This is a genomic window from Granulicella mallensis MP5ACTX8 (genome assembly GCF_000178955.2).
Classification (GTDB): domain Bacteria; phylum Acidobacteriota; class Terriglobia; order Terriglobales; family Acidobacteriaceae; genus Granulicella; species Granulicella mallensis.
The window spans coordinates 5,566,533-5,587,489 of sequence record NC_016631.1 but is presented as its reverse complement, the minus strand read 5'-3'; the positions used below and the strand labels follow the sequence as shown (position 1 = coordinate 5,587,489).

The 20,957-nt window shown below is 59.3% G+C and carries 18 protein-coding genes and 1 pseudogene; 10 read left to right on the top strand and 9 right to left on the bottom strand.

What is annotated here, in order from left to right; translation table 11 throughout:
- Positions 1 to 407 precede the first annotated feature (407 nt).
- Positions 408 to 2,207 carry a DUF885 domain-containing protein gene (locus ACIX8_RS21605; protein ID WP_014267518.1) on the bottom strand — a complete coding sequence of 600 codons (1,800 nt, stop codon included), beginning with the start codon at positions 2,205 to 2,207 and terminating at the stop codon, positions 408 to 410.
- Between the two features lie 73 nt (positions 2,208 to 2,280).
- On the bottom strand, positions 2,281 to 2,760 hold the full coding sequence (locus ACIX8_RS21600; protein ID WP_014267517.1) for a metal-dependent transcriptional regulator: 480 nt from the start codon (positions 2,758 to 2,760) through the stop codon (positions 2,281 to 2,283).
- Between the two features lie 563 nt (positions 2,761 to 3,323).
- On the opposite strand from ACIX8_RS21600, the gene ACIX8_RS25400 reads away from it, so the two are divergent.
- The 4 genes from ACIX8_RS25400 to ACIX8_RS21580 all read left to right on the top strand — a co-directional run bounded on the left by ACIX8_RS25400 (position 3,324) and on the right by ACIX8_RS21580 (position 5,606).
- Complete coding sequence (locus ACIX8_RS25400; RefSeq protein WP_014267516.1) at positions 3,324 to 3,872, top strand: YceD family protein; 549 nt, start codon at positions 3,324 to 3,326, stop codon at positions 3,870 to 3,872.
- An 88-nt stretch (positions 3,873 to 3,960) separates the two neighbouring features.
- A complete protein-coding gene (gene rpmF, locus ACIX8_RS21590) occupies positions 3,961 to 4,146 on the top strand; it encodes a 50S ribosomal protein L32 (protein WP_014267515.1) in 186 nt (61 codons plus the stop codon).
- Positions 4,147 to 4,188: 42 nt separating this feature from the next.
- Entirely contained in the window at positions 4,189 to 5,205 is a 1,017-nt protein-coding gene (gene plsX / locus ACIX8_RS21585) for a phosphate acyltransferase PlsX (RefSeq protein WP_014267514.1), read from the top strand.
- A gap of 104 nt (positions 5,206 to 5,309) precedes the next feature.
- Entirely contained in the window at positions 5,310 to 5,606 is a 297-nt protein-coding gene (locus ACIX8_RS21580) for a DUF5076 domain-containing protein (protein ID WP_014267513.1), read from the top strand.
- 4 nt (positions 5,607 to 5,610) lie between these two features.
- Here the strand turns inward: ACIX8_RS21580 and ACIX8_RS21575 are convergent, their stop codons facing one another.
- Positions 5,611 to 5,874, bottom strand: coding sequence for a hypothetical protein (locus ACIX8_RS21575; protein WP_014267512.1), 264 nt, complete (start codon positions 5,872 to 5,874; stop codon positions 5,611 to 5,613).
- A 296-nt stretch (positions 5,875 to 6,170) separates the two neighbouring features.
- Between ACIX8_RS21575 and ACIX8_RS21570 the strand changes: the two genes are divergently transcribed.
- The 4 genes from ACIX8_RS21570 to ACIX8_RS21555 all read left to right on the top strand — a co-directional run bounded on the left by ACIX8_RS21570 (position 6,171) and on the right by ACIX8_RS21555 (position 13,402).
- Entirely contained in the window at positions 6,171 to 7,100 is a 930-nt protein-coding gene (locus tag ACIX8_RS21570; protein WP_044179333.1) for a bifunctional 5,10-methylenetetrahydrofolate dehydrogenase/5,10-methenyltetrahydrofolate cyclohydrolase, read from the top strand.
- A gap of 4 nt (positions 7,101 to 7,104) precedes the next feature.
- On the top strand, positions 7,105 to 7,767 hold the full coding sequence (gene coaE, locus ACIX8_RS21565; protein ID WP_014267510.1) for a dephospho-CoA kinase: 663 nt from the start codon (positions 7,105 to 7,107) through the stop codon (positions 7,765 to 7,767).
- Positions 7,768 to 7,842: 75 nt separating this feature from the next.
- Complete coding sequence (locus tag ACIX8_RS21560) at positions 7,843 to 9,054, top strand: S1C family serine protease (RefSeq protein ID WP_014267509.1); 1,212 nt, start codon at positions 7,843 to 7,845, stop codon at positions 9,052 to 9,054.
- Between the two features lie 421 nt (positions 9,055 to 9,475).
- Complete coding sequence (locus tag ACIX8_RS21555) at positions 9,476 to 13,402, top strand: carboxypeptidase regulatory-like domain-containing protein (RefSeq protein WP_014267508.1); 3,927 nt, start codon at positions 9,476 to 9,478, stop codon at positions 13,400 to 13,402.
- 88 nt (positions 13,403 to 13,490) lie between these two features.
- On the opposite strand, the gene ACIX8_RS21550 is transcribed toward ACIX8_RS21555, so the two are convergent.
- The 6 genes and pseudogenes from ACIX8_RS21550 to ACIX8_RS21530 form a co-directional block, all read right to left on the bottom strand.
- Positions 13,491 to 13,889, bottom strand: coding sequence for a DUF2237 family protein (locus ACIX8_RS21550; protein WP_014267507.1), 399 nt, complete (start codon positions 13,887 to 13,889; stop codon positions 13,491 to 13,493).
- 208 nt (positions 13,890 to 14,097) lie between these two features.
- Positions 14,098 to 15,633 (bottom strand): hybrid sensor histidine kinase/response regulator, encoded by a 1,536-nt coding sequence (locus tag ACIX8_RS21545; RefSeq protein ID WP_014267506.1) that lies wholly within the window; start codon positions 15,631 to 15,633, stop codon positions 14,098 to 14,100.
- Positions 15,615 to 16,028, bottom strand: coding sequence for a response regulator (locus tag ACIX8_RS21540; RefSeq protein ID WP_014267505.1), 414 nt, complete (start codon positions 16,026 to 16,028; stop codon positions 15,615 to 15,617). The genes ACIX8_RS21545 and ACIX8_RS21540 overlap by 19 nt, the downstream gene beginning before the upstream one ends.
- A 52-nt stretch (positions 16,029 to 16,080) precedes the next feature.
- Positions 16,081 to 17,124 (bottom strand): sensor histidine kinase, encoded by a 1,044-nt coding sequence (locus ACIX8_RS21535; protein WP_396248624.1) that lies wholly within the window; start codon positions 17,122 to 17,124, stop codon positions 16,081 to 16,083.
- Positions 17,107 to 17,430: pseudogene (locus ACIX8_RS26655) on the bottom strand (CHASE3 domain-containing protein); the annotation flags it as partial. The gene ACIX8_RS21535 and the pseudogene ACIX8_RS26655, both read right to left, overlap by 18 nt.
- 402 nt (positions 17,431 to 17,832) lie before the next feature.
- Positions 17,833 to 19,470: an ABC-F family ATP-binding cassette domain-containing protein gene (locus tag ACIX8_RS21530; RefSeq protein WP_014267503.1), complete on the bottom strand. Its 1,638-nt coding sequence runs from the start codon at positions 19,468 to 19,470 to the stop codon at positions 17,833 to 17,835.
- Positions 19,471 to 19,590: 120 nt separating this feature from the next.
- Here ACIX8_RS21530 and ACIX8_RS21525 point away from each other — a divergent pair, with 120 nt between their 5' ends.
- Complete coding sequence (locus ACIX8_RS21525; protein WP_014267502.1) at positions 19,591 to 20,112, top strand: hypothetical protein; 522 nt, start codon at positions 19,591 to 19,593, stop codon at positions 20,110 to 20,112.
- A gap of 9 nt (positions 20,113 to 20,121) precedes the next feature.
- A complete protein-coding gene (locus ACIX8_RS21520) occupies positions 20,122 to 20,730 on the top strand; it encodes a hypothetical protein (protein ID WP_014267501.1) in 609 nt (202 codons plus the stop codon).
- Positions 20,731 to 20,957: the final 227 nt, after the last annotated feature.

Genomic DNA, 20,957 nt, shown 5'->3' with positions numbered 1-20,957 from the left:
TTGGTTCCAACATTGTAATGAACTTGTTACAAAGATGGGAATCTTATGGTGTGCGTCATCCAACTGCTTCTAAGACACAGCGTGAATGCCAGCCCCAAAGGGGCGATATATCCCAGCCCAGGGTGAAGGCGGCTGGCGAGCGCTTTTGCTCGCCCTGTCGCCGGAACCCTGGGGTTACGGAACCCTCAAAAGCTAGAGCCCTGAAGGGGCGACCTATCGTGCAGCCACAATAGGTCGCCCCTTCAGGGCTCAAATTAATTTACGACTTGACCCAGGGTTCCGGCACCGCAGCGAGCAAAAAACGCTCGCTGCGGATGCCTCCACCCTGGGCTGGGATATACCGCCCCTTTGGGGCTGGCATTCACCTAGTGCCCTAGAAGTGGTGTCCTAAAGAAAAGCCGGCACGCCTACTGCTGGCGAGCCTTCTCCTGCGGAATGAAGTGCTCCTCTACAGCCTTTTTCATGAGGCCTGGCGGCAGTAGTCCCTGCGCGAGGATGAAGTCGTGGAAGCGCAGGGCGTTGAACTTCGGTCCTAGCGCGGTTTCGGTCTCCTTGCGCAGCTCCAGCAGCCGCGTAAAGCCGTAGAAGTAGCTGTTCGCCTGTCCCGGAGAGCGAAGGGTGTAGCGTTCGACCTCCTGATTGGCAAACGGCACGGAGAAACACACGTCCTGCGTGAGCACCTTCATCGCGTCTGCGGGCTGAATCTTGCCGGCCTGCAGTTCTGGGTCCAGGAACGCCCGTGCCGCGCGCAGCAGCCGGAACTGAAGGCTGATGAGCTGGCCTTCCTTCGGCATGTAGGGCAGCGTGATGTACTCCGAGTAGAGGCCCCAGCCTTCGGCGTTGGTGGAGTTGAACGCAAACAGCGCGCGCGCCAACGAGACGCCGTGCTCCACCATCGAGTCGAACTGCAGCTCATGTCCCGGACGGGCCTCGTGCGCGATCAGGGTCCACGAGGCGGCGTCGAAGGTATAGTCGTCGACCTTGGCAGCCTTCGCTTCGCCAGGGCCCGCGGGCATGTTGAGCGGCAGCACGAACACGCCGCGCTGTCCGGTGTTGTGCAGGAACGGCGGAGGCACCATGTGCGGCGCGGGCTGCTGCGAGCTCTCGGCCGGTGTGCCCAGGCGAATGATGGCCGGGCGGTTGGGCAGGGTGACGAGCTTGTCGGTGACGATGATCTTCTCGATCTCGTGCAGACGTTTTTCGTAGAACGGCAGAATCGCATCGCCGGTGATCTGCTGCTTCTTGAGCTCGCGGATCACGTCGCGATAGTCGCTCGAAGCGAAGCCATGCTCCTTGGCGATCTCTGCTGCCAGGGGTTGCATCTGGGCCTGATAGTCGAGGAACGCCTTGTGCGCCATCTCGGCGATCTGCGCGGGTGGAATGTCGATGCCGTAGCCCTCGAAGGCGAGCGCGTACTCCTCGGGAAGAAGCCGGAAGTCGGTGCGGGTCTTGGGCAAGAGGTTGGTCTTCACCCAGGAGTCATAGTCGGCGAGCTGGGTCTTCAGCGCGGCATACGCCGGTTCCCATCCGGTCAGCTTGTACTTCTGGAACAGGGAGGCGATCCCGTCCACGATGGCGGCGTTGCGCGATAGCTGCGTCTCCACCTCGGATCTGGAGGGATAGATCATGCCCGGCTTTGCCATCTGCTGTTTCATGCGCTCGATGAGCTGCAGCGTGACGGGCCGGTAGCCCGGCGCCTGTCCGGCATACTTCTTCAAACGCGCGACAGCGGACTCGCGGCGGGACTGCGGAAGCTGGTCGTCGAGCAGTGGCTGCAGGCCGGAGTAGAAGAAGCTGGTGGCGTTGATGAAGGGCACGCGGCGCTTGTGCGAGAAATCCTGCACGCGAAAGCCGAGGCGCTCGTTGTGGATGATGATCTCGAGGTCTTCGGCGACGTTCTGGTCCTGCTCGGTCCTGAGCGCAGCTTCAAGCTTGCCGACTGCTGCTTCCTCTTCCTTGCGCTGCGCCTCTTCCGCGGCCAGCGACACATCGCCGATCTCAGTGTCGTACTTCGCCAGGCCTTCTGAGGAAGCCTGTTCGGGCGAATACTTGATCTGGATGTCGAGGATCTGCTGGGTAAAGGCGTTGGAACGCGCGATCCAGGCAGGCTGAGGCACGTAGGCCGGTCCCGTGGCATGGACAACTCCTTGTTGGGCGAAGACCGGGGAGGCAAGGAGCAGGAGGGCGGCAAGGGGAAGTGAGCGCAAGCAGGAACTCCAGAGGTGACGTTCGAGAATTATATGGAGTATACGCACCACCGCAGCCCGCTTGCGGCAGGGCTCATTCGCAGTTGCAGGTGACTCGATGGATCGCAGGCATCGTCCCATCGAGAGATGGGATGCAGTGCCCATGCGGGTCAAGCTGGGGGTTCCCGAGTTTATCGGCGATGCGCTTCTCGAAGGTCTCGGAGATGAAGTGCTCCAGGCGCTCGGCTTCATCGTGAATCTCGTCGATGGGGTAGTTGAGGACCTCGTAAAGAAAGGTCTCGATGAGCCGATGATGACGAACGATCTCCAGTGCACGTCTCTTCCCGGCACGTGAGAGGCTGACCCCATAGTGCCTCTCGTAGTCGACAAGCGGTGGAGTGGAAGCTGCGAGCTTCTGGATCATGCTCGTCACAGAGGCAGGTGCGACTCCAAGCCGCTCCGCCAGCTCTCCACTGCTGACGCGCTCCTTCTGGCCGCCTCCCAGATGGAAGATCGCCTTCAGATAGTTATCCACGGACTCCGTGTTCGCAAGCTGCTCCCGGCTTCTCGCCATCTCTGATGCGCCCCCTCCTCTAGTTTGACGCAAAGTGAAATTTTAGACGAGCCTAATTTTATAGGTATGTCTAAAGCAGACTTCCCTTAGGGCGTGTCATCAAACTGCACTTGGAGTCCGGTCGAACTGTGCAGCCAGTTTGTTGAGGCAGGGATCGGAAGGGCATGGCTTCAGCCATGCCGCAGAAAGCCGAACTGAATATTCGTACCTCTCTGCCGAAGGCTGGAGTGAAGCCCTCAGGGCGCAACGACTGAATTGCCTTCCTTCGTTCAGCCCAGGCTGCACAAGGACCACCGGGGACACATTTGGGGATGTGGCCACCCATTTCGCCGCAATCAAAGAAAGCAATTCAGTCGCTCCGGCTACGCCTTCGCTTCAGCCTTCAGCAGAGTGGAAAGAGGGCTTTGACCGCGCTTTTCGGCAGGGTTGAAACCCTGCCCTTCCGAGTTCCTGCCTCAACAAGTTGCTTGCATAGCTCAACTTGACGAGGGTTTGCCCTCGGCATGCACCACCCCATATTCCGGCTCATTGACTCCCCCCTCCGCAAGTCCTACCCTTAATCCATGCTCATCACTCCCGTACAACTCGTCGAAGAGCCTCTCAAGCTGGACGAAAGCCTCGCAGCGGGGGCGATCGACTATGCCCAGGATGTCCGCCAGATTGGTCCCTTGAAGCTTCAGGGCCAGGCCGAACTGATCGTTGAACATCGCGGTCCCAAGGACTTTGTCGACGATATCCGTCTGCGTGCGCACTTTGCCGGAACGTTTGAACTGCTCTGCGCCCGGTGCGTCGAACCCGTCGAACAGTTCCTCAGCGGGGACTTCGATCTCATCTTCCGGCCCGGCGGCGTGGATAATCAGCCCGGCGAGCACGCAATTACGGAAGACGAGACCGAAATCGGTTATTATGAAGAGAGCGGCCTGCTGCTGGAGGACGCCGTGCGTGAGCAGGTACTTCTGGCTCTGCCCGGTCGGACGCTCTGCCGGGAGGACTGCAAAGGCCTCTGCCCGCAATGCGGCGCCAATCGCAATACCGCCCCGTGCGGCTGCGAGGAACGGCCGGTAGATCTCCGCTGGCACGCGCTTGCCGGAATCGCCGCTCCGAAAGCCTGAGCCCGTGAGTTTTTGAATATTTTGAACAAGCTTCGGCCACTGGAAGACGCAATAGCGCTTCCCGGCCAACGATGTTGAGAGGAATACCATGCCTAATCCGAAACGGCGCCACTCCAAGCAGCGCACCGCCAAGCGCCGCAGCCACGACTTCCTGACCCCCACCGGTGTTTCCGAGTGCCCGACCTGCCACGAGCGCAAGCTGCCTCACCGCGCTTGCAAGAAGTGCGGCGAGTACAAGGGACGCGCTGTGTTGGCTGTCAAGACCGCCGAGTAACCTTACAAATTCTGAAGAAAGCGTCGTAGCCCGCGCGCGTTTATGCCGATCGACATCGTTCTCGATGCCATGGGATCCGACAAGGCCCCCGAGCCTGAAATTCGCGGGGCCATTCTGGCCTGCCGTCAATTGGACGTTCGCGTTCACCTGACCGGGCCAGAAGATTTGTTGCGTCCCAAACTACGCGAGGCCCTCAAGGCCTACGCCAGGGGCGAGCGTCTGCCCGTTTTCATCTCCCAGGCCAGTGAGTGGATCAACATGGACGACAAGGCCGCGCAGGCGGTCCGTTCCAAGCGTGATTCCTCCATGCGCGTGGGCCTCAAGATGGTGCGCGAAGGCCGTGCCGCGGGCTTTGTGACCGCCGGCAACACCGGCGCCGCCATGGCCACCGCGAAGATGGTTCTGGGCTCGCTCTCGGGCGTCGACCGACCCGCGCTGGCGACCATTGTGCCTACGACGACCGGGCGGCCCTCGCTGCTGCTCGATGTCGGCGCCAACGTCGACTCCGATCCTGAAAATCTGGTGCAGTTCGCCGTGATGGGCCATGTGTACGCGAAGAACGTGCTGCGCATCCCGAATCCCCGCCTGGGCCTGCTCTCCATCGGAGAAGAGGACGGCAAGGGCAACTCGCTCACACGCGACACGCTGCCGCTGTTGCGCGAGCTGAAGGGAATCAACTTCATCGGCAACGTCGAAGGCCGCGATCTCTTCAACGGACATGCCGATGTCATCGTGTGCGACGGATTTGTGGGGAACGTCGCCCTGAAGACCTGCGAAGGCACGGCGAAGCTGTTGACCGTCTCCCTGAAGGAGAGCCTGAAGTCGACGGTTACGTCACAGGTAGGCGCGCTGCTCTCGCGCAAGGCCTTTGCGGACTTCAAGAAGCGGCTCGACTATTCGGAGTACGGTGGAGCGATCCTGTTGGGCGTACGCGGCGTCAGCATCGTCGGCCACGGATCGTCGAACGAGCGCGCCATCATGAACGGCATCCGGGTGGCTGCGGAGTTTGCGCAGGCCGAGGTCAACCAGGGAATCGAAACCGCGCTCAGTGCACGCTAAAGCCACGCGCTCAGCGCAGATTAAAAGCCAAATGATACTATCGGCAGTCATGAATACGGGCTGTCAGCGCACCGTTGCGAGCGGCACCTGACCGGGAGGGTTGTATGAGCAATAAATATTTGGATCCGCCGCCAGCGGCGGTGCGGGACAAGGCATCGTTTGAGTTGTTGCGCGTGTGGGTCGCCGAGCAGGGGCAGCATGTAAGTCTGCGCTCCGGTACGTGGGACGATCCTTTTGCCTGGGGCATTGTGCTTGCGGATCTTGCACGCCACATTGTGAATGCGGAGTCGATGCATCGCAAGGAGTTCGACGCAGACGCGTTTCTTGAGCGAATGCTTGAGGGGTTCCACGCAGAGATTGAGTCGCCGACCGATGATGCCGAAGGCGAGATTTTGCAGTAATTCGTTACATCACCCGTGCTGCAAGCTCCAGGGCCGCCTGAATACGCTCCGCGGTGCAGCCGTAGACTTCAATCTTTGAGGCGGCGTTGCGGGCTTCGTGCGTTGAGCACCCGTAGCCGCGTCCGGTCAGGAAGCTGGCCACGATCTCCGCAGACTGGAAGGAATCCACGCCCGACCGGAGAAGCTCGTTGCGGAGCATGGTGAGATCGTTGGCGCTAAACTTTTCAATTCCGTAGGTGATGTCCTGCTGGTTGAAACTTTCACTCATTCAGAGCACCTCATCTTAGACGCTTATCTCTTGATCTCTGCGCCTGATTAGTTAGATTGATTTGCGCGGCAGGAGATGCATCAATGATGAATTGCTCTGTCGAATATTCCCTATTGAAAAATCTATTCCATTCGTTGAAGAGTGCCATAAGCAGGCGCGGTACGATGGAGTGAGAGCAGTTTCCCCGCTTCCAGGAAGCGAAGGGGGCAAGAAGCGCCGTTTCCCGTGGAAATGGTGCGAGATGAGTGGCTGGCTCTACACCTGTTAGGGGAAATGGTTGAATGCCCGATTTGGATATGAAAACGCGTGTTCTGGATGGCGTAGCGATTGCCGGCGAGATTAAAGCCGAAGTCGCGCGCGAGGTAGTGGCAGCTCGTGAGGCCGGGTATACGCCGGGTCTCGCGGTCGTACTGGTGGGCGATGTGCCCGCGTCGCAAATCTATGTGCGCAGCAAGGTCAAGACCTGCGGGGAGCTCGGTATCTACTCCGAGATGCACACCCCCGACGCCAGCGTCACCACGGAAGAGCTGCTGGAGCTGATCGCCTCGCTGAATGCGCGCGACGAGATCGATGGCATCCTCATTCAGTTGCCGCTGCCGAAGCACGTCGACACCGAGCGCCTGTTGGAAGCCGTCGTGCCGGAGAAGGACGTAGACGGCTTTCATCCGATCAACGCGGGGCGGCTGCTGAGCGGCGCTCCGGACGCGCAGGTGCTTGCACCGTGCACGCCTGCGGGCATCATGGAAGTCCTTCGCCGCAGCGATATTCCTGTTTCGGGGAAGAGAGCAGTCGTGATCGGGCGCTCGAATATTGTGGGTAAGCCTATTGCCGCGATGCTGATCAATGCCTCGGCGACGGTGACGGTCTGCCACTCGCGCACCCAGGGGCTTGCGGAGATCGCGCGTGAGGCCGACATCCTGGTAGCGGCTATCGGGCGCGCGGGATTCGTGACTCCGGAGATGGTGAAGCCCGGCGCGACGTTGATCGATGTCGGCATCAATCGCCTGACCGATGCGGCCGAGGTGGAGAAGTTCTTCCCGAACAATGAAGCGCGCCGCGAAGGCTTTTTGAAGCGCGGCTCCACGGTCATCGGCGACATCGATCCGGCGGCGTTTGCGCTATCGGGGGCTTACACTCCCGTACCGGGTGGAGTTGGAGCCCTGACCATCGCCATGTTGATGAGCAATACCGTGAAGGCCGCGAAGATGCGGCGCAGCGGAAAGTAGCACGATGCTGCGCGTCGGTCTGACGGGCGATCTTGGCAGCGGCAAGTCGACCGTCGCGCGGATGTTCGCCGAGCGCGGCGCCGTGGTGTTTTCGTCCGACGAGATGGGGCGCAGGTTGATGCAGCCCGGTCAACCTGTCTACACCGCCATCGTCGAGCATTTCGGAGGGGCCGTCGTCGCGGAGGACGGCTCTCTCGATCGCCGCGTTCTGGCGCGGCTGGCCTTTACCGAAGGCCGAGTAGAAGAATTGAACGCAATTGTGCATCCGGCGGTGATTGCCGAGCAGGCCCGCCTGATAAAAGGGCTTGCTCGCAAACATCCGGATGCTATGGTCATCGTCGAGTCCGCTCTGCTGTTCACGACAAAGTACGGCAACTCCAGCCACCCCTGGCGTGATCGCTTCGACCGCATGGTGCTGGTGACCGCGCCGGAGGAGCAGAAGATTGCGCGGTTTGTGGAGCGTGCTGCCGCAGGCCGCCTGCTCGACCCTCAAGAGCGGGCAGCGCTCGAAGCCGATGCGCGTGCGCGCCTCGCGATGCAGACGGCGAACGAGGCGCATGCCGCGGAGTGCCTTGTGATTCAGAACGACGGGGATCTCGTAACGTTGCTGCAGCGGGTTGGCGCCGTTTGGCGGGAGTTGTGTCAGGTGGCTCGATTTGAACCGTAACTCTACTCGCAACCGCCGAAAACGCTAAAATTCTAGTAGCGCGCTCTTCCCAGGGCGCAGCCAAGGTTAATGCCGATGAAACTGCGTCCTGTTCTGCTCGTAATTCTGATTGTCTGCGGCTTTTACTACCTCACCACCCGCATGATGCCGGTGGGAGCGCTTGCTGGCCTGCTGCATCACTCCCTGCCCCTCGATGGCACGACAACCTCCACTCTTAGCGGCCCGGCAGGTAGCCTCTCTCTGACCGAAGCGAATGCAGCTCCGGCCTTCGACGCCGAGGAGCAGCAGAACATCGCTGTCTATAAGCGTGCGCTTCCTTCAGTGGTCAACATCACCAGCACTGCGGTCGCGTTCGACTTCTTCTACGGGCCAGTTCCGCAGCAGGGACAGGGGTCCGGCTTCATCCTGAACAAGGAAGGCCTCATCCTGACCAACAACCACGTCATCGACAACGCCCAGCGCGTCGAGGTGACTCTCTCTGACAAGCACCAGTACAAGGCGAAGGTGCTGACGACCGACAAGGCCCACGATCTTGCCCTCATCAAGATCGAAAATGCACCCAATCTTGTCCCGGCCACCCTGGCTGGTTCGCAGGGGCTTACGGTAGGCCAGCGTGTCTACGCCATCGGCAATCCCTTTGGTCTCTCTGGAACGATGACGCGCGGCATCATCTCGGCGATTCGTTCCATCCGCGGGCAGGAGGGCAATCCCATTGAGGACGCCATCCAGACCGACGCCGCTGTGAACCCCGGCAACTCTGGGGGGCCTCTATTGAACTCGCGCGGCGAGGTCATCGGGATCACGACACTGATCGCCTCGAACCCCAATGGCGGTGCGGATCAATCTGCCGGCATCGGCTTTGCGATCCCCATTGATACAGCCAAGGCGGTGCTGGACGACTTCGCGAAGTATGGCCACGTTCGCCGTCCTTCGCTCGATATCGTTACGCTGCCCATCGGCCCGGATATCGCGGATCAGATCGGTCTGCCTGCGGAATACGGCATTCTGATTGAGCGCGTGCTTCCCGGCGGCGCAGCGGAACGAGCTGGACTGCATGGCGGTACGCAGAAGGCCTGGGAGGGCAATACGCCGGTCATGCTGGGTGGCGATCTGATCGTCGAAGCCGACGGCCAAACCATCACGACGCCCCAGGACCTGTCGAACGTGCTCAATGCGCATCATGCGGGCGATACGATCTCGTTGGCCATCTTTCGGGGACATCAGAAGATGAGTGTGAAAGTTACGCTCTCGGATGCCAAGGAAGCTGCAAGCGGGCAGTCGGTATAGAGAGCTTGTACGGACCTCTTCCTGTAAGTTGGTAAAACCACGATCAAAGCTCATCTGCAAAAACAGGTAGTATCCGAGGAATCGGAACTACCTGTTTTTTGTTTTTGTCAGTGTTTTTGTTGTCATTTGGTTTTTGTTCTTAGTTACAGCCTTTGCTTTGAAAGGGCGGGACTTTAGTCCCGCCGTCCCAACCCTGTTGCTGGTGTGGCTTTAGCCACAGAGGGAATGCTTGCTTAGCAAAGAGTTTCTTTGCGGCTGAAGCCCCTGTTGTACATGTCCGTACCTCAGTAAAACCCCACATTAAAGACAATTTTCTAACCTGCGATTCACATTGGCTTGGTAGTCATTAACGCATCCGCGTTCACGATTGCAATAAGTAGTGCCTTTTATTCCCTTGCAATATTTTTAGGAGAGTTCAGTCATGCAGAAATTTCTTTTGTTATTTTGTGCTCTATGTCTATTTGCGCTGCCTTTAAGCGCCCAGCAGACATTGAGTTCCATTAATGGAACGGTCACGGACACCTCCGGCGCAGCAGTGCCGGACGCAGCGGTGACCGCGACAGAAGAGCACACCTCGCTCAAGCGTTCGGCCACCAGTGCGAAGGATGGCTACTTTCAGATGCTGAACCTTCCGATCGGCACCTATACCGTGCGCGTTACACGGGATGGCTTCGAAACCCTTCTCCTGCCTCACATCAACGTCGTGGAGACTCGTGCTTCCACCGTCTCCGCCGCGCTCAAAGTCGGCGAGGTAACGACTAACGTGACCGTGACGGAAAACCCGCTGCTCAATGCGACCGACGCGACCAATGGATATACGCTCGACCATCAGCAGATTCAGAACCTCCCGCTGGCTACGGGCAGCTTCACCCAGGCAGCAGTGCTTGCGCCGGGTGTAAGCGCAGAACTTCTCCCCGGCATCGGAACCAACGCGGGCTTGGGCAACCAGGCGATCTGGGCCAACGGCCAGCGTGACACCAGCAACTCCTTCCGCGTCGATGGCGTAGACGTGACGAACCTCTTCAACGGCAAGAGCTCCAGCCAGGACGCCTCACAGCGCTACGCCTTCAACATCGGCCAGGGAGCCAGCCTCGGCGGCCAGGCGCAGACGAACAACTCCGTAGCCGGATCGAACGGCAACAGCCTCGCGACTCCTCCTCCCGAGTTCATTCAGGAGATCAGCGTCCAGACTTCCATGTACGACGCGCAGAGCGGAACCAACAGTGGCGCACACGTAGAAGTCAGCACCTCTGCGGGAACCAACCAGTACCACGGCCAGCTCTATGGCACTCGCGCGACCAACTTCGCCAATGCCGCTCCGTTCTTCTTCAAACAGGATTCTCTTGGTCCCAATGCCAATATCCCACTCTCTGAGGTCAACCCGCAGCTCCATAAGGAGTTGATTGGCGGCTCGGCAAGTGGCCCTATTATTCGGAATAAGCTCTTCTTCTTTGCCGGCTATCAGTTCATGCACGATAGCGATCAGTTCAAGGGCTTTTCAACCCTTACGGTGCCCATCGGTCTGACCGACGATCGCAGCACGGCAGGTCTGACATCAGCTGCCAACTCTTATCTGCTCGCATCTGCCTGCTATACCGCGAACGGAACAACCAGTGCACGGGCAAGCTGCTATGGAAACGGCTCGTCTACCTTCACTCCATTCAATGGCATCGTCGATCCGATAGCCGCCAACCTCTTCAACGCCAAGCTGCCAAACGGACAGTACCTGATTCCGTCGGTGCAGAATACAAGCGCCAGCGCTCTCTACGGCGGCGGCGGCAACGTCTTCCTGCCGGGCTCCTCGATCTTTGACACTCACATGGTTGTCGGCGATCTGGACTATAACGTGACCCAGCGCGATCGTCTCTCGGCGAAGTACTTCTATCAGCACGCGCCGGTTACCTCACCCTTCACGATCGCCAACACTGGTGGTTTTCCTGAGTCGACAGACAACGGAGCGCAGGTGGCGGCATTGAGCAATACCATCACCATCGGCTCGCGCATCAACTGGGAACAGCTCTTCGGCTTCTCGCGCCAGAAATCCTATGCCGCCTTCAATCCGCAGATCAACAGCAACCTGGGCATCGGCTTTCCCACCAACAGCCTTCCGGGTCTGACGCTCAGCAAGTTCGGCTACTCCAATGGCGGCACGGTCACGACCGGACCGCAAAGCGCCTTTGTGGATGCCGGCTACTTCCAGAGCCGCTGGAATCCCTCCACCAACCTCTTCTATACGGCAGGTAAGCACAGCCTGGCTATCGGAGCGTCCTACGCCTATACGCAGCTCAACATCCGTAACGAGCGCGGCGGCCAGGGTACGTTGACCACGACGAACTTTACAAGTTTGCTGGCCGGTCAGGTAAGCAAGAGCACCTTTCTGGTGGGCGATGCGAACCGCTACTATCGCACTAACGAGCTTGGCTCTTACGTCCAGGATAAGTGGCAGCTACTGTCCAATCTTTCAATCACCGCAGGTATTCGCTACGACTACAACGGACCGTTCTCGGAGAAGAACGGCGATATGTTCAACTTCGATCCATCACTCTACAGTGCAACCGATACGTCTGTAACCAATAGCGGATTCGTGGTGGCAGGCAACAACAAGTTCTTCCCAACGGCGGGTGTCAGCAACTCGACTCTTACCGGCCGTCAATGGGGTATCGGACCGCGTTTCGGCTTTGCTTTCTCCCCCAAAAAGGACAGCGGCAAGGTGGTCTTCCGCGGCGGCACTGGCTTCTACTATGACCGCGGAGAACTCTTCAGCTATCTCTCGCAGCCTGCGGGTGGCAGTATCGGTGGTCCCTTCGGCGCGACCGAAGCTCCGCCGCTCGTAGACTACCTCACCGGCACCGGTACCAGGTCACTGGAGAAGCCGCTGGGTACCGAATCGATTCCCGTACCCTCTTCAAATCCGGCGTTCTTTACCTCGCAGTTGACGACCGCAGCCGCAATTCGTCAGGCTTGCACTGCCGTTGCAAACCAGCAAAACTTCGAGTGCGATATTTCGCCTTTCAACTTCGGTGCCTATGACCGCACCAACAAGCTGCCTTACTCCATCAACTACTCCTTCAATGTTCAGTGGCAGCCGACCAACGATATGGCTATCACTATCGGTTATGTTGGCAATGTCGGCCGCCACGGCGTGATTCCGGTCCCGTTCAACGAGCCCGGCATTGCCACCCCGAATAACCCCATCCATGGCGAGACTTCGAGCTACGGTTACCAGGTGCTCAATACCCAGTCTCCCATTGCAGGCACGAAATATCTCAACGCCATCTCAACCGAACCTTACAACACGTTCGACGGCGGCAACATCGATCTGCGTGTTCCTTACATCGGCTACAGTGATAACGCAGCGCTCTTCAAGGCTGCGGGCGTTTCGGCCTATAACTCCCTTCAGACGCAGATCGAAAAGCGCATGTCACGCCACGTACAGGCGACTGTGGCTTACACCTGGAGCCATGCCCTCGATGAACAGAGCGATGTCGGTCTGTTCTTTACGGGCGACAACCCGAACAAGCTGCGTGACTCGTATGCGTCTGCTGACTTCGACCGCACCCACACCCTGACTGCCCAGTTCGTCGTTACCTCGCCGGATTTTGCACCGAAGTCCAGCATTCTTGGTATGTTCGTCAACGACTGGCAGTTGAGCGGCATCGTAGTGGCGGAGAGCGGCCAACCCTACAGCCTGTATGAGTTCGATGGCGCTGTGGGTAGCTTGTACTTTGGCAACTTTCCCACCCTGGCCAACCCCGTCCTCGGCATCAAGAACGGAGGCAATCCGAAATCGGCTTTCACCGGCCATGTGGGTGCCTTCCAGACAGCGGGTGGTGGGTACATCGGCGCAATCGATGTCTCACAGGTTCAGGTCCCGCTGCTGCAGCCAGGCCAGAAGGGCATTCCTGCCTGTACGGCAACGGAACCATGCGATGACTTTGAGACCGACTTTACTCCGGGTCAACGCAATATCTTCCGTCAGTCCTTCCAGAAGCGCGCCGATCTGTCCTTGTCGAAGAGCATCCGTGTCGCAGGGCGTTACTCCGCGATGTACTCCTTCAACGTTTACAACGTTACCAACACACCGAGCTTCGACGTTCCCCAAAATCAGGCCAATATCGCTCAGGGGTTTGTCGGTGGACAGGAAGTGTTTGGTCAGGTTGCGACCGCGAAGGGTTCAGAGGGAAGCCTTACGGGTGGACCTACTGGAATTGGTACAGGCGCATTGGCCAGTCTCTACAAGCTGCCGACCAAGAACTCGGATGGCTCCACTACGTCCACGTTCGGCGCCGTTCGCAATACGATCGGCGGCTCGCGTGCTGTCGAAATGTCATTGCATCTCAACTTCTAACCCTCAGCGCAGCAAAACGAACGGCCCGGAGCGATCCGGGCCGTTCGTTTTGTTTGAGGATTTATCCGTTCGATCTACACTCCGAAGCTTAGTGCAGGGTCTCGGGGATGACGGCGAACTGCAGCAGAATATCGAAAGGTACGATCTCGAGCGTGGCCTCGTGCGTGGCTTCCAGAACAACCGGGCAGGCAGCTCCGGCTTGTTGTACCTGCAGCCATCTTGCCGCGCAGACGCACCAGCGGTCGCCCGGCTTTAATCCCGGAAAGCCGTAGTGCGGCATCGGTGTCGAGAGGTCGTTGCCCAGCCGCGCGGAGGCCGCGAGGAAGGTCTCCGTTACGATGCAGCACACCGTGTGTACGCCAAGATCGTTCGGTCCGGTATTGCAGCAGCCGTCGCGATAGAAGCCGGTCAGAGGATCAAGGCCGCAGGCTTCTATCGGCTGGCCGAGAACATTCTTTTGGGGCGAGAGCTGGTAGCTTTGTGCCATGGCACGATTCTACTGCCTGTTGTGTTCGGATTCATGAAGTACATGGACCATAAGGGCACAATGCAAACATCATCGCCAAAGGCAGGGCGAGAAAAGGGTACGAAGATCAGCCATGACCTTCCGTTTCCGACCTCAACAGGCTGACTGCACGGTTCGACCGGACTCCAGGTGCAATCGGCGACACATCCCAGGCTCGACCGATCTCAAATCACAATAGCGCTGGAATGATTTTGGCCGGTGCATTGATCGGTAGTCGAATGCGGATCGTTGTACCTCGTTTGCCCGAGATGCAGGAACGCAGCCGCAACGTTCCGCCCTGTTCTTCGACGATGCCACGCGTCACCCAGAGCCCAAGTCCGGTGCCGCGTTCGCCCTTGGTGGTAAAGAACGGTTCGAAGATCGCTTGCAGATTAGCCTGGTCGATGCCATGTCCAGTATCGGAGACGGTCACCGCGGCGAAGCCGCCTGCCAGGCGGGCGCGCACGGTAATGCTGCCGCTGCGTCCTTCCATGGCCTCCAGGGCGTTGCCGACCAGGTTAGCGAAGACCTGTCGCAGCGCCGGATCGTAGTGCACGGAACTCGTGTCGTCCGCATAGCGAGTGTTGATCTTTACATTGTGCTGGCGCGCGCGCGACTGGAAGAGCTGGACGACCTCTTCGAGCATGGTGCGCAGATCGATGGTGCGACCGGGTAGCTTGCGATAGAAGCTCAGCGTCGAGCGCGTAATATGACCCACGCGTTCGATCTCTCTCGCGGCGATCTCGACCAGCTCGCGTGATTGTGAGGGCAGGTCTTCATGCGTCTGCAGCAGGTAGAAGAGGTTGGTCAGCGCTTCGAGAGGATTGTTGATCTCGTGCGCGAGCGTGTTGGCCATGCGCCCGGCGGCAGCCAATCGCTCGGAGTTGATGAGCCTCGTCATCAGCTCGGTGGTCTCTTTCTCCGCGGCCTTACGCGCGGAGATATCTTCCACGACCCACAGCACCGTGGGGTGAAGATGGCCGTCCGGTTTGAGCAGGGAAGCGGTCAGTTGCGCGGGAAAGGTCGAGCCATCGTGGCGGATGAGGGTGCGCTCCACGCGATAGCCGCTTCTTCCTCCCGAGATCAGTTCGGCATGGATGGTGCGGTCCAGCTCGCGTTCGGATGCCAGCAGGAAGTCACGCAACTGCAGTGCCAGCAGCTTGTCGATGGGCTCTCCCAGCATGCCGGCTAAACGCTGATTGACCAGCAGGAAGCGTCCTTCGATGGAGGTGTGGGCCATGCCGACCGCAGCCTGATTGAAGGTCGCCGAGAAGCGCTGCTGGGCGAGGCGCAACTCCGCCTCGGTGCGCAGCCGCTCCTGGCGCAGGGCCGAATCCGCCAGTTCGCGTTCGATGGCCGGGAGCAGGCGTTCGAGGTGGCCCTTCAGCACATAGTCGTGTGCCCCGGCGCGCATGGCATTGACGGCCGAGACCTCGTCGATCGTGCCCGACACGATGATGAAGGGAAGGTCTATGCCGCTCTTCTGAATCAGCTTCAGGGCATCGCGCGCGCCGAAGGTCGGCAGCGTGTAGTCGGCGATAACGAGATCCCAGGCCGCGGGCTCTTCCAGGGCGGCCTTCAGCTCCGCAGCCGTCTCGATGCGGCGCGCGTCGACCTTATATCCCGCGCGTGCGAGATGGCGTTGGAGCAACAGCGCGTCCTCTTCGTAGTCCTCGATGATGAGGACACGTAGCAGCGCTTCGGGGTTTATTGCGACGGTGGGCATTGATTCAGCAACAACCAATACATGCCGAGCTGTTTCGTTGCCTCGGCGAAGTCGGTAAAGTTTACGGGCTTGCGGATATAGCTGTTCACGCCAAGGCGATAGCTGGCGACGATGTCGCGCTCTTCGTCCGACGAGGTCAGCACGACCACGGGCAAAATGGCTGTCTTATCGGACGCGCGAATGGTGCGCAGCACCTCGAGGCCATCGACCTTGGGCAGCTTGAGGTCGAGCAGCACAAGCTGGGGTATGGGGTTTCCGGTGGCGATGCCGTTGAGATATTCGATGGCTTCGGTGCCATCGCGCGCAACGCGAATCTCATTGGCCACGTTGGCTTTGCGAAGCGCTCTCATGGCCAGTGCTTCGTGGTCCGGATCGTCTTCTACCAGGAGAATCATAGCCAATCAAATCCCTTCCTATAACGGTGCGCGCCGCGGGGCCCAGAGGGCATCACGCGGCGAGGCTGAAGAAAAAGGTTGCGCCGTGGCCAAGTTCGCTCTCAGCCCAGATCGAACCCTGATGCCGGCGGATAATACGTGAGACGGTCGCCAGGCCGATACCGGAGCCTTTAAAATCGCGATCCCCGTGCAGGCGCTGGAAGGCTGTGAACAGACGGTCGACGTATTGCATGTCGAAGCCCGCACCGTTGTCCCGAATGAAGTATACGGTGACGTCCTCCCGCACGTCACTGCCGAACTCGATGCGTGCGTCTGTGGTCCGTGAGGTAAATTTCCAGGCGTTGCCGATCAGGTTTTCCAGCGCAATACGCACCAAGCGCGGATCGGCTTGTGCCAGGACTCCCGGCTGGGGGATGAACTGAATCTTTCGGTCGGGATCGCCGGCGGCCAGCTCATCGAACACCAGGGTGGCAAGCTGGGAGAGATCGATGCGCTCGCGATGGACCTCGGAACGGGTCACGCGCGAGAGCTGCAGCAGGGAATCGATCAGCATGCCCATGCGCTGTACTCCATTGCGGATGCGCGCGATGTAGTCACGGCCTTCATCGTTCAGGTTCTCAGCAAAGTCCTCCATCAGCGCCAGGGAAAATCCATCGATGGTGCGCAGGGGAGCGCGCAGGTCGTGCGAGACGGAATAGCTGAAGGCCTCAAGCTCCTGGTTGGACTGGGCCAACTCCTGGGTCCTCTCCTCCACGCGGGCTTCGAGTTCGGTGTTGACCCGCGTCAGTTCATTGTTGAGAGCCTCGATGGAGGCCGCTCCTTCGGCGATCTGGAGATGGCTGCGGTGGGCGCGGACCAGTTGTTCGAAGGCGGCTGCGATCAGAAGGATGTCGAGCAGGGAGATAGCGATAAAGCTGATCCACACCTCCTGGCTGGCATTCTTCGTCTCACGCGTGCGGTCGATGAGCAGGCGATGCTCTTCGGATTCGATCTGGCTGATAGCGTAGGAGACGCTCTGGCCACCGCCGGGAAAGTCGGTGAGCAGGGGCTCGAGCAGTGCCGGTTCGATTGGGGCTCGAGCGTTGCCGGTGCGCATTGCATTGGCCGCGTCGAGCGTTCCCATCTTGGCAGCCACACGGGTGCGCAGGAACGCGATGCGCTGCTGCTGTGTAACGCTGTCGGCCGTGAGGCGTTGGACCTGGTCGAGCTCCGCGAACACGCCCTGGGACGAGGCATGATACTGCCTCTCGAAGGTGGGTGAGCCCGTGAGGATATATCCTCGGACAGCGCTATCGGCCGAGCGCATATTCAGGGCCAGGTTCTCGGTGTGCGACAAAACGTCCAGGGTCTGCGACAGCCAGCCCTGCGTCGTGAACAGCTTATTCAGCGCCCGTCCGACCATCCACGTATTCAGCGCTACAACAAGGATCGCGCCCGTCATCAAGAGGCGGTATACGCTGCTCTTCTTCATACAGGTTCCAAGCTATCAGACTGCTGGAACGCGGCAACGGTTGTGCGGGGAGGGGCGAAGAATCAGGTGGCGATGTCTTTGCTGTTGCTTTTCTAGTTGTTGCTTTTCTGGTTGTCATTCCCGGAGGGAATCTGCTGTTTGTTCGTACCCTGACAATTCTTCCTGCATGCATAGAGGACCAGGGCATGGTGCGAGCCTTGCCCTGGCCAACGTTTTCACAAAATATCGGTGTTGTGCCGACAGACAGCAGATTCCCTGCGGGAATGACAACCAGAAAAACAACAACAAGAACAGGTCTACTGCGCAGACCTGTTCTTGCAGAAGGGGTAGGAGTTATTTCGCAGTCATCTTGAGCTGCTCTTGATACTCCTCGTACGGTCCCTTGTGATCGGTGATGCGGAAGTCGGTGGGGCCGCCTTCGAAGTGCCAGATGCGCGTACCCGCCTCTTCGATCAGGTCTTGATCGTGCGTGACGAGGAAGACCGTGCCTTCGTACTTCTGGATCGCCTGGTTGAGCGCGTTGATGCTCTCTAGGTCAAGATGGTTCGTCGGTTCGTCGAGCACCAGCACGTTCGGCTTCTGCAGCATGATCTTGCAGAAGAGCAGGCGCGCGGCCTCGCCGCCGGAGAGGGCGTCGGTCTTCTTCAGGCCTTCCTCGCCGCGGAAGAGCATCTGGCCGAGGATGCCGCGAATGTCTTCCTTCGTGGCCTTCGGATCGTACTGGTGCAGCCAGTCGCTGGCCGTCATGCCGAGCTGGATGGAACCCTTGTGGTCCTGCGCGAAGTAGCCGATCTGTACCTCGTGGCCCCACTTCACGGTGCCCGAGTCGATCGAGACGTCCTTCTCCTCAACACCCGGACCGTTGGCCAGCAGGGCCTTTAGCAGCGTGGTCTTGCCCTGGCCGTTACGGCCGATGAGAACCACCTTGTCGCCACGGTTTACAGACGCCGTGAAGTTGTTAATGACGTGCTCGGTCTTGCCGTCCGGCTGCGAGTAGGACTTGTTGACCTTCTCGAACTCGAGAACGTTCTTGCCGGAGGGCCGCTCCATCTTGAAGGCAATGAAGGGGCGCGCGATGTTGGAGCGAGCCAGTTCGCTGGTAGCCAGGCGCTCGACTTCCTTCTTACGCGAGTTCACCTGCGAGGAGCGCGTACCGGCCGAGAAGCGGGCGATGAAGTCGTTGAGTTGAGCGATCTTCTTTTCGCGCTGCTCGTTCTGGCTCTCGATGCGGGTGCGGACGCTGGTCTTCTGCAGCACCATGTCGTCGTAGCCGCCGTTGTAGGTGATGATCGTCTCGTAGTCGATGTCGGCGATGTGTGTGCAGACATTATTGAGGAAGTGCCGATCATGCGAGATGGTGATGACGGTGCCGTCGTAGCGATTGAGAAACTCCTCGAGCCAGTGGATGGATTCGAGATCGAGATAGTTCGTAGGCTCGTCCAGCAGCAAGGCCTGAGGATTGCCGAACAACGCCTGCGCCAGCAGCACGCGCACCTTCTGGCCGCCCTGCAGTTCGCTCATCTTGCGGTCATGGAGCTCATCGGGGATGTCCAGACCCTGGAGCAGGACGGCGGCGTTGGCCTCGGCCTCATAGCCGTCCTCATCGCCGACGATGCCTTCGAGCTCACCCAGCCGCGAGCCGTCTTCATCGGTCATCTCAGGCTTGTTGTAGATGATCTCGCGCTCTTCCATCGCCGCCCATAGGGACTTGTTGCCCATAATGACGGTGTCGACGACGCGATAGGCGTCGAACTCGTACTGGTTCTGCTTCAGCACGCCGAGCTTCTTGGGGCGGACGACGGTGCCCTTCTGGGCATCGATCTCGCCGGTCAGAACCTTCATGAAGGTGGATTTACCAGCGCCGTTGGGGCCGGTCAGGCCGTAGCGACGGCCGGTGGTGAACGTCACGGAGACGTCCTCGAAGAGCAGCTTTGCGCCGTAGCGCATGGTCACATTAGAGACGGAAATCATCAACTATATTTTCTCATGGCGACTGTGGGATAGACAGGGCTGAGACCTGAAACTCCCCAGTTATCTCAGGAAATTGACGAAGCCGCGATCTCAACTCTGGTATTCTTCGCTGCAACCGCCATGTCCCTCACTCCTCCGACCTTCGATCAAGCAGAGTACCTCGGTCCGCCCGCTGTTCCTCCGGCCTTCGATTCGGCGATTTTTCTTCGCGCGATTGCTTTTGGCATCGCCGGCGCCATTGCGGGGGCAATCGTCTACGCTGCGTTTATCGGGATTACGCATATCCAGATCGGATATCTCTCCATTGGCGTGGCTTACCTCGTCGCCAAGGCGATGACGATGGGCTCCAATGGCCGCGGCGGGCGTCCTTACCAGGTGGCAGCGCTCATCCTGACCTGTCTTGCAGTAGCCTTTGGCAACTCGCTTCTGCTGTGGTGGGAGATCAAAGACCAAGGGATTCTCCTGTCGCCGCGCGTCCTGTACTTCCTTGGGCGCTTTGGCTTGATGAAACCGTTTCTCGAGTTCCAGCATTCCCCCGGTGGCGCGATCCTCGGCCTGTTCATCCTCTTTATCGGACTCCGCGCGGCCTGGCGCATGACCTCTGGCGAGCCGGGAGCCGTGCGGCATCCGTTTGCCCGGTAACATCAACTGATGCCCCTCGATTCCCTTAACTTCCATCGCGCCGAGTACGGTAGCGCCGCTCCCCTCGCAGAGAACTGCGAGTTCTGCACCCGCGGGCTGGCTGGTGAGTACTTCAGCGTGGACCAGCACCGTGTCTGTGGTCCGTGTGCTGCGCGCGTGGGTGCCATGCAGGCTGCGAATACCTCGGGCGTGTTCCTGCGGTCCATCGCTACCGGAGTCCTTGCCGCCGCGATGTCAGGTCTCGTCTATTTCTCGCTCTACCGGCTTACCGGCGGCTCGTGGATGGTCTTCGCCGCGATCGGTGTCGGCTATGCCATTGGCAAGGCGATGCGCGTTGGCTCCTATGGCTTCGGTGGACGCCGTTACCAGGTGATGGCCGCGTTGTTGACCTATATGGCGGTCGTTCTGGCTTCGACCATGGTTCTCGTCGGATCGCATGAAGTGCCTCTTTGGTTCTATCCGCTGTTCTTGTTTGCGCCGCTGATCCAACTCTTTGTCGGGCATTTCAGCCTTGCGGCGCTGCAACTCTTGTTCGCTATCGTTGGAATGCGCTATGCCTGGATACTCATGGCCGGCAAATCCTGGAAGATCACCGGGCCCCACCCGTTTGGCGAATAATCGAACCGGATCGTTGCAGGACAGAGGGGAGCAGTGTTCCTACGCGCTGTAACTCCAACGGATTTCCCGGGTAATTTATGAAGAAATCCCGCAGGTTTTCCTTGAATTCGCCAACCTCTTTCGGGTACAAGGTACAAGATCAGGAAATTTATGCTGTTTGTCCGGGCTTCCACTACGGTGGACTTAAGACCGTTGCCTGCATGGATCTTGACGATATTTCACCCAAG

What these genes read in the sequence shown, in the direction of transcription:
- ACIX8_RS21570 (WP_044179333.1), top strand. Translation starts at nt 6,171, where the DNA reads ATGAAAACGCGTGTTCTGGATGGCGTAGCGATTGCCGGCGAGATTAAA.
- ACIX8_RS25400 (WP_014267516.1), top strand. Translation starts at nt 3,324, where the DNA reads ATGCTCATCACTCCCGTACAACTCGTCGAAGAGCCTCTCAAGCTGGAC.
- ACIX8_RS21520 (WP_014267501.1), top strand. Translation starts at nt 20,122, where the DNA reads ATGCCCCTCGATTCCCTTAACTTCCATCGCGCCGAGTACGGTAGCGCC.
- ACIX8_RS21600 (WP_014267517.1), bottom strand. Translation starts at nt 2,760, where the DNA reads ATGGCGAGAAGCCGGGAGCAGCTTGCGAACACGGAGTCCGTGGATAAC.
- ACIX8_RS21550 (WP_014267507.1), bottom strand. Translation starts at nt 13,889, where the DNA reads ATGGCACAAAGCTACCAGCTCTCGCCCCAAAAGAATGTTCTCGGCCAG.
- ACIX8_RS21555 (WP_014267508.1), top strand. Translation starts at nt 9,476, where the DNA reads ATGCAGAAATTTCTTTTGTTATTTTGTGCTCTATGTCTATTTGCGCTG.
- rpmF (WP_014267515.1), top strand. Translation starts at nt 3,961, where the DNA reads ATGCCTAATCCGAAACGGCGCCACTCCAAGCAGCGCACCGCCAAGCGC.
- ACIX8_RS21575 (WP_014267512.1), bottom strand. Translation starts at nt 5,874, where the DNA reads ATGAGTGAAAGTTTCAACCAGCAGGACATCACCTACGGAATTGAAAAG.
- ACIX8_RS21525 (WP_014267502.1), top strand. Translation starts at nt 19,591, where the DNA reads ATGTCCCTCACTCCTCCGACCTTCGATCAAGCAGAGTACCTCGGTCCG.
- plsX (WP_014267514.1), top strand. Translation starts at nt 4,189, where the DNA reads ATGCCGATCGACATCGTTCTCGATGCCATGGGATCCGACAAGGCCCCC.
- coaE (WP_014267510.1), top strand. Translation starts at nt 7,105, where the DNA reads ATGCTGCGCGTCGGTCTGACGGGCGATCTTGGCAGCGGCAAGTCGACC.
- ACIX8_RS21530 (WP_014267503.1), bottom strand. Translation starts at nt 19,470, where the DNA reads ATGATTTCCGTCTCTAATGTGACCATGCGCTACGGCGCAAAGCTGCTC.
- ACIX8_RS21560 (WP_014267509.1), top strand. Translation starts at nt 7,843, where the DNA reads ATGAAACTGCGTCCTGTTCTGCTCGTAATTCTGATTGTCTGCGGCTTT.
- ACIX8_RS21580 (WP_014267513.1), top strand. Translation starts at nt 5,310, where the DNA reads ATGAGCAATAAATATTTGGATCCGCCGCCAGCGGCGGTGCGGGACAAG.
- ACIX8_RS21535 (WP_396248624.1), bottom strand. Translation starts at nt 17,124, where the DNA reads ATGCGCACCGGCAACGCTCGAGCCCCAATCGAACCGGCACTGCTCGAG.
- ACIX8_RS21545 (WP_014267506.1), bottom strand. Translation starts at nt 15,633, where the DNA reads ATGCCCACCGTCGCAATAAACCCCGAAGCGCTGCTACGTGTCCTCATC.
- ACIX8_RS21540 (WP_014267505.1), bottom strand. Translation starts at nt 16,028, where the DNA reads ATGATTCTCCTGGTAGAAGACGATCCGGACCACGAAGCACTGGCCATG.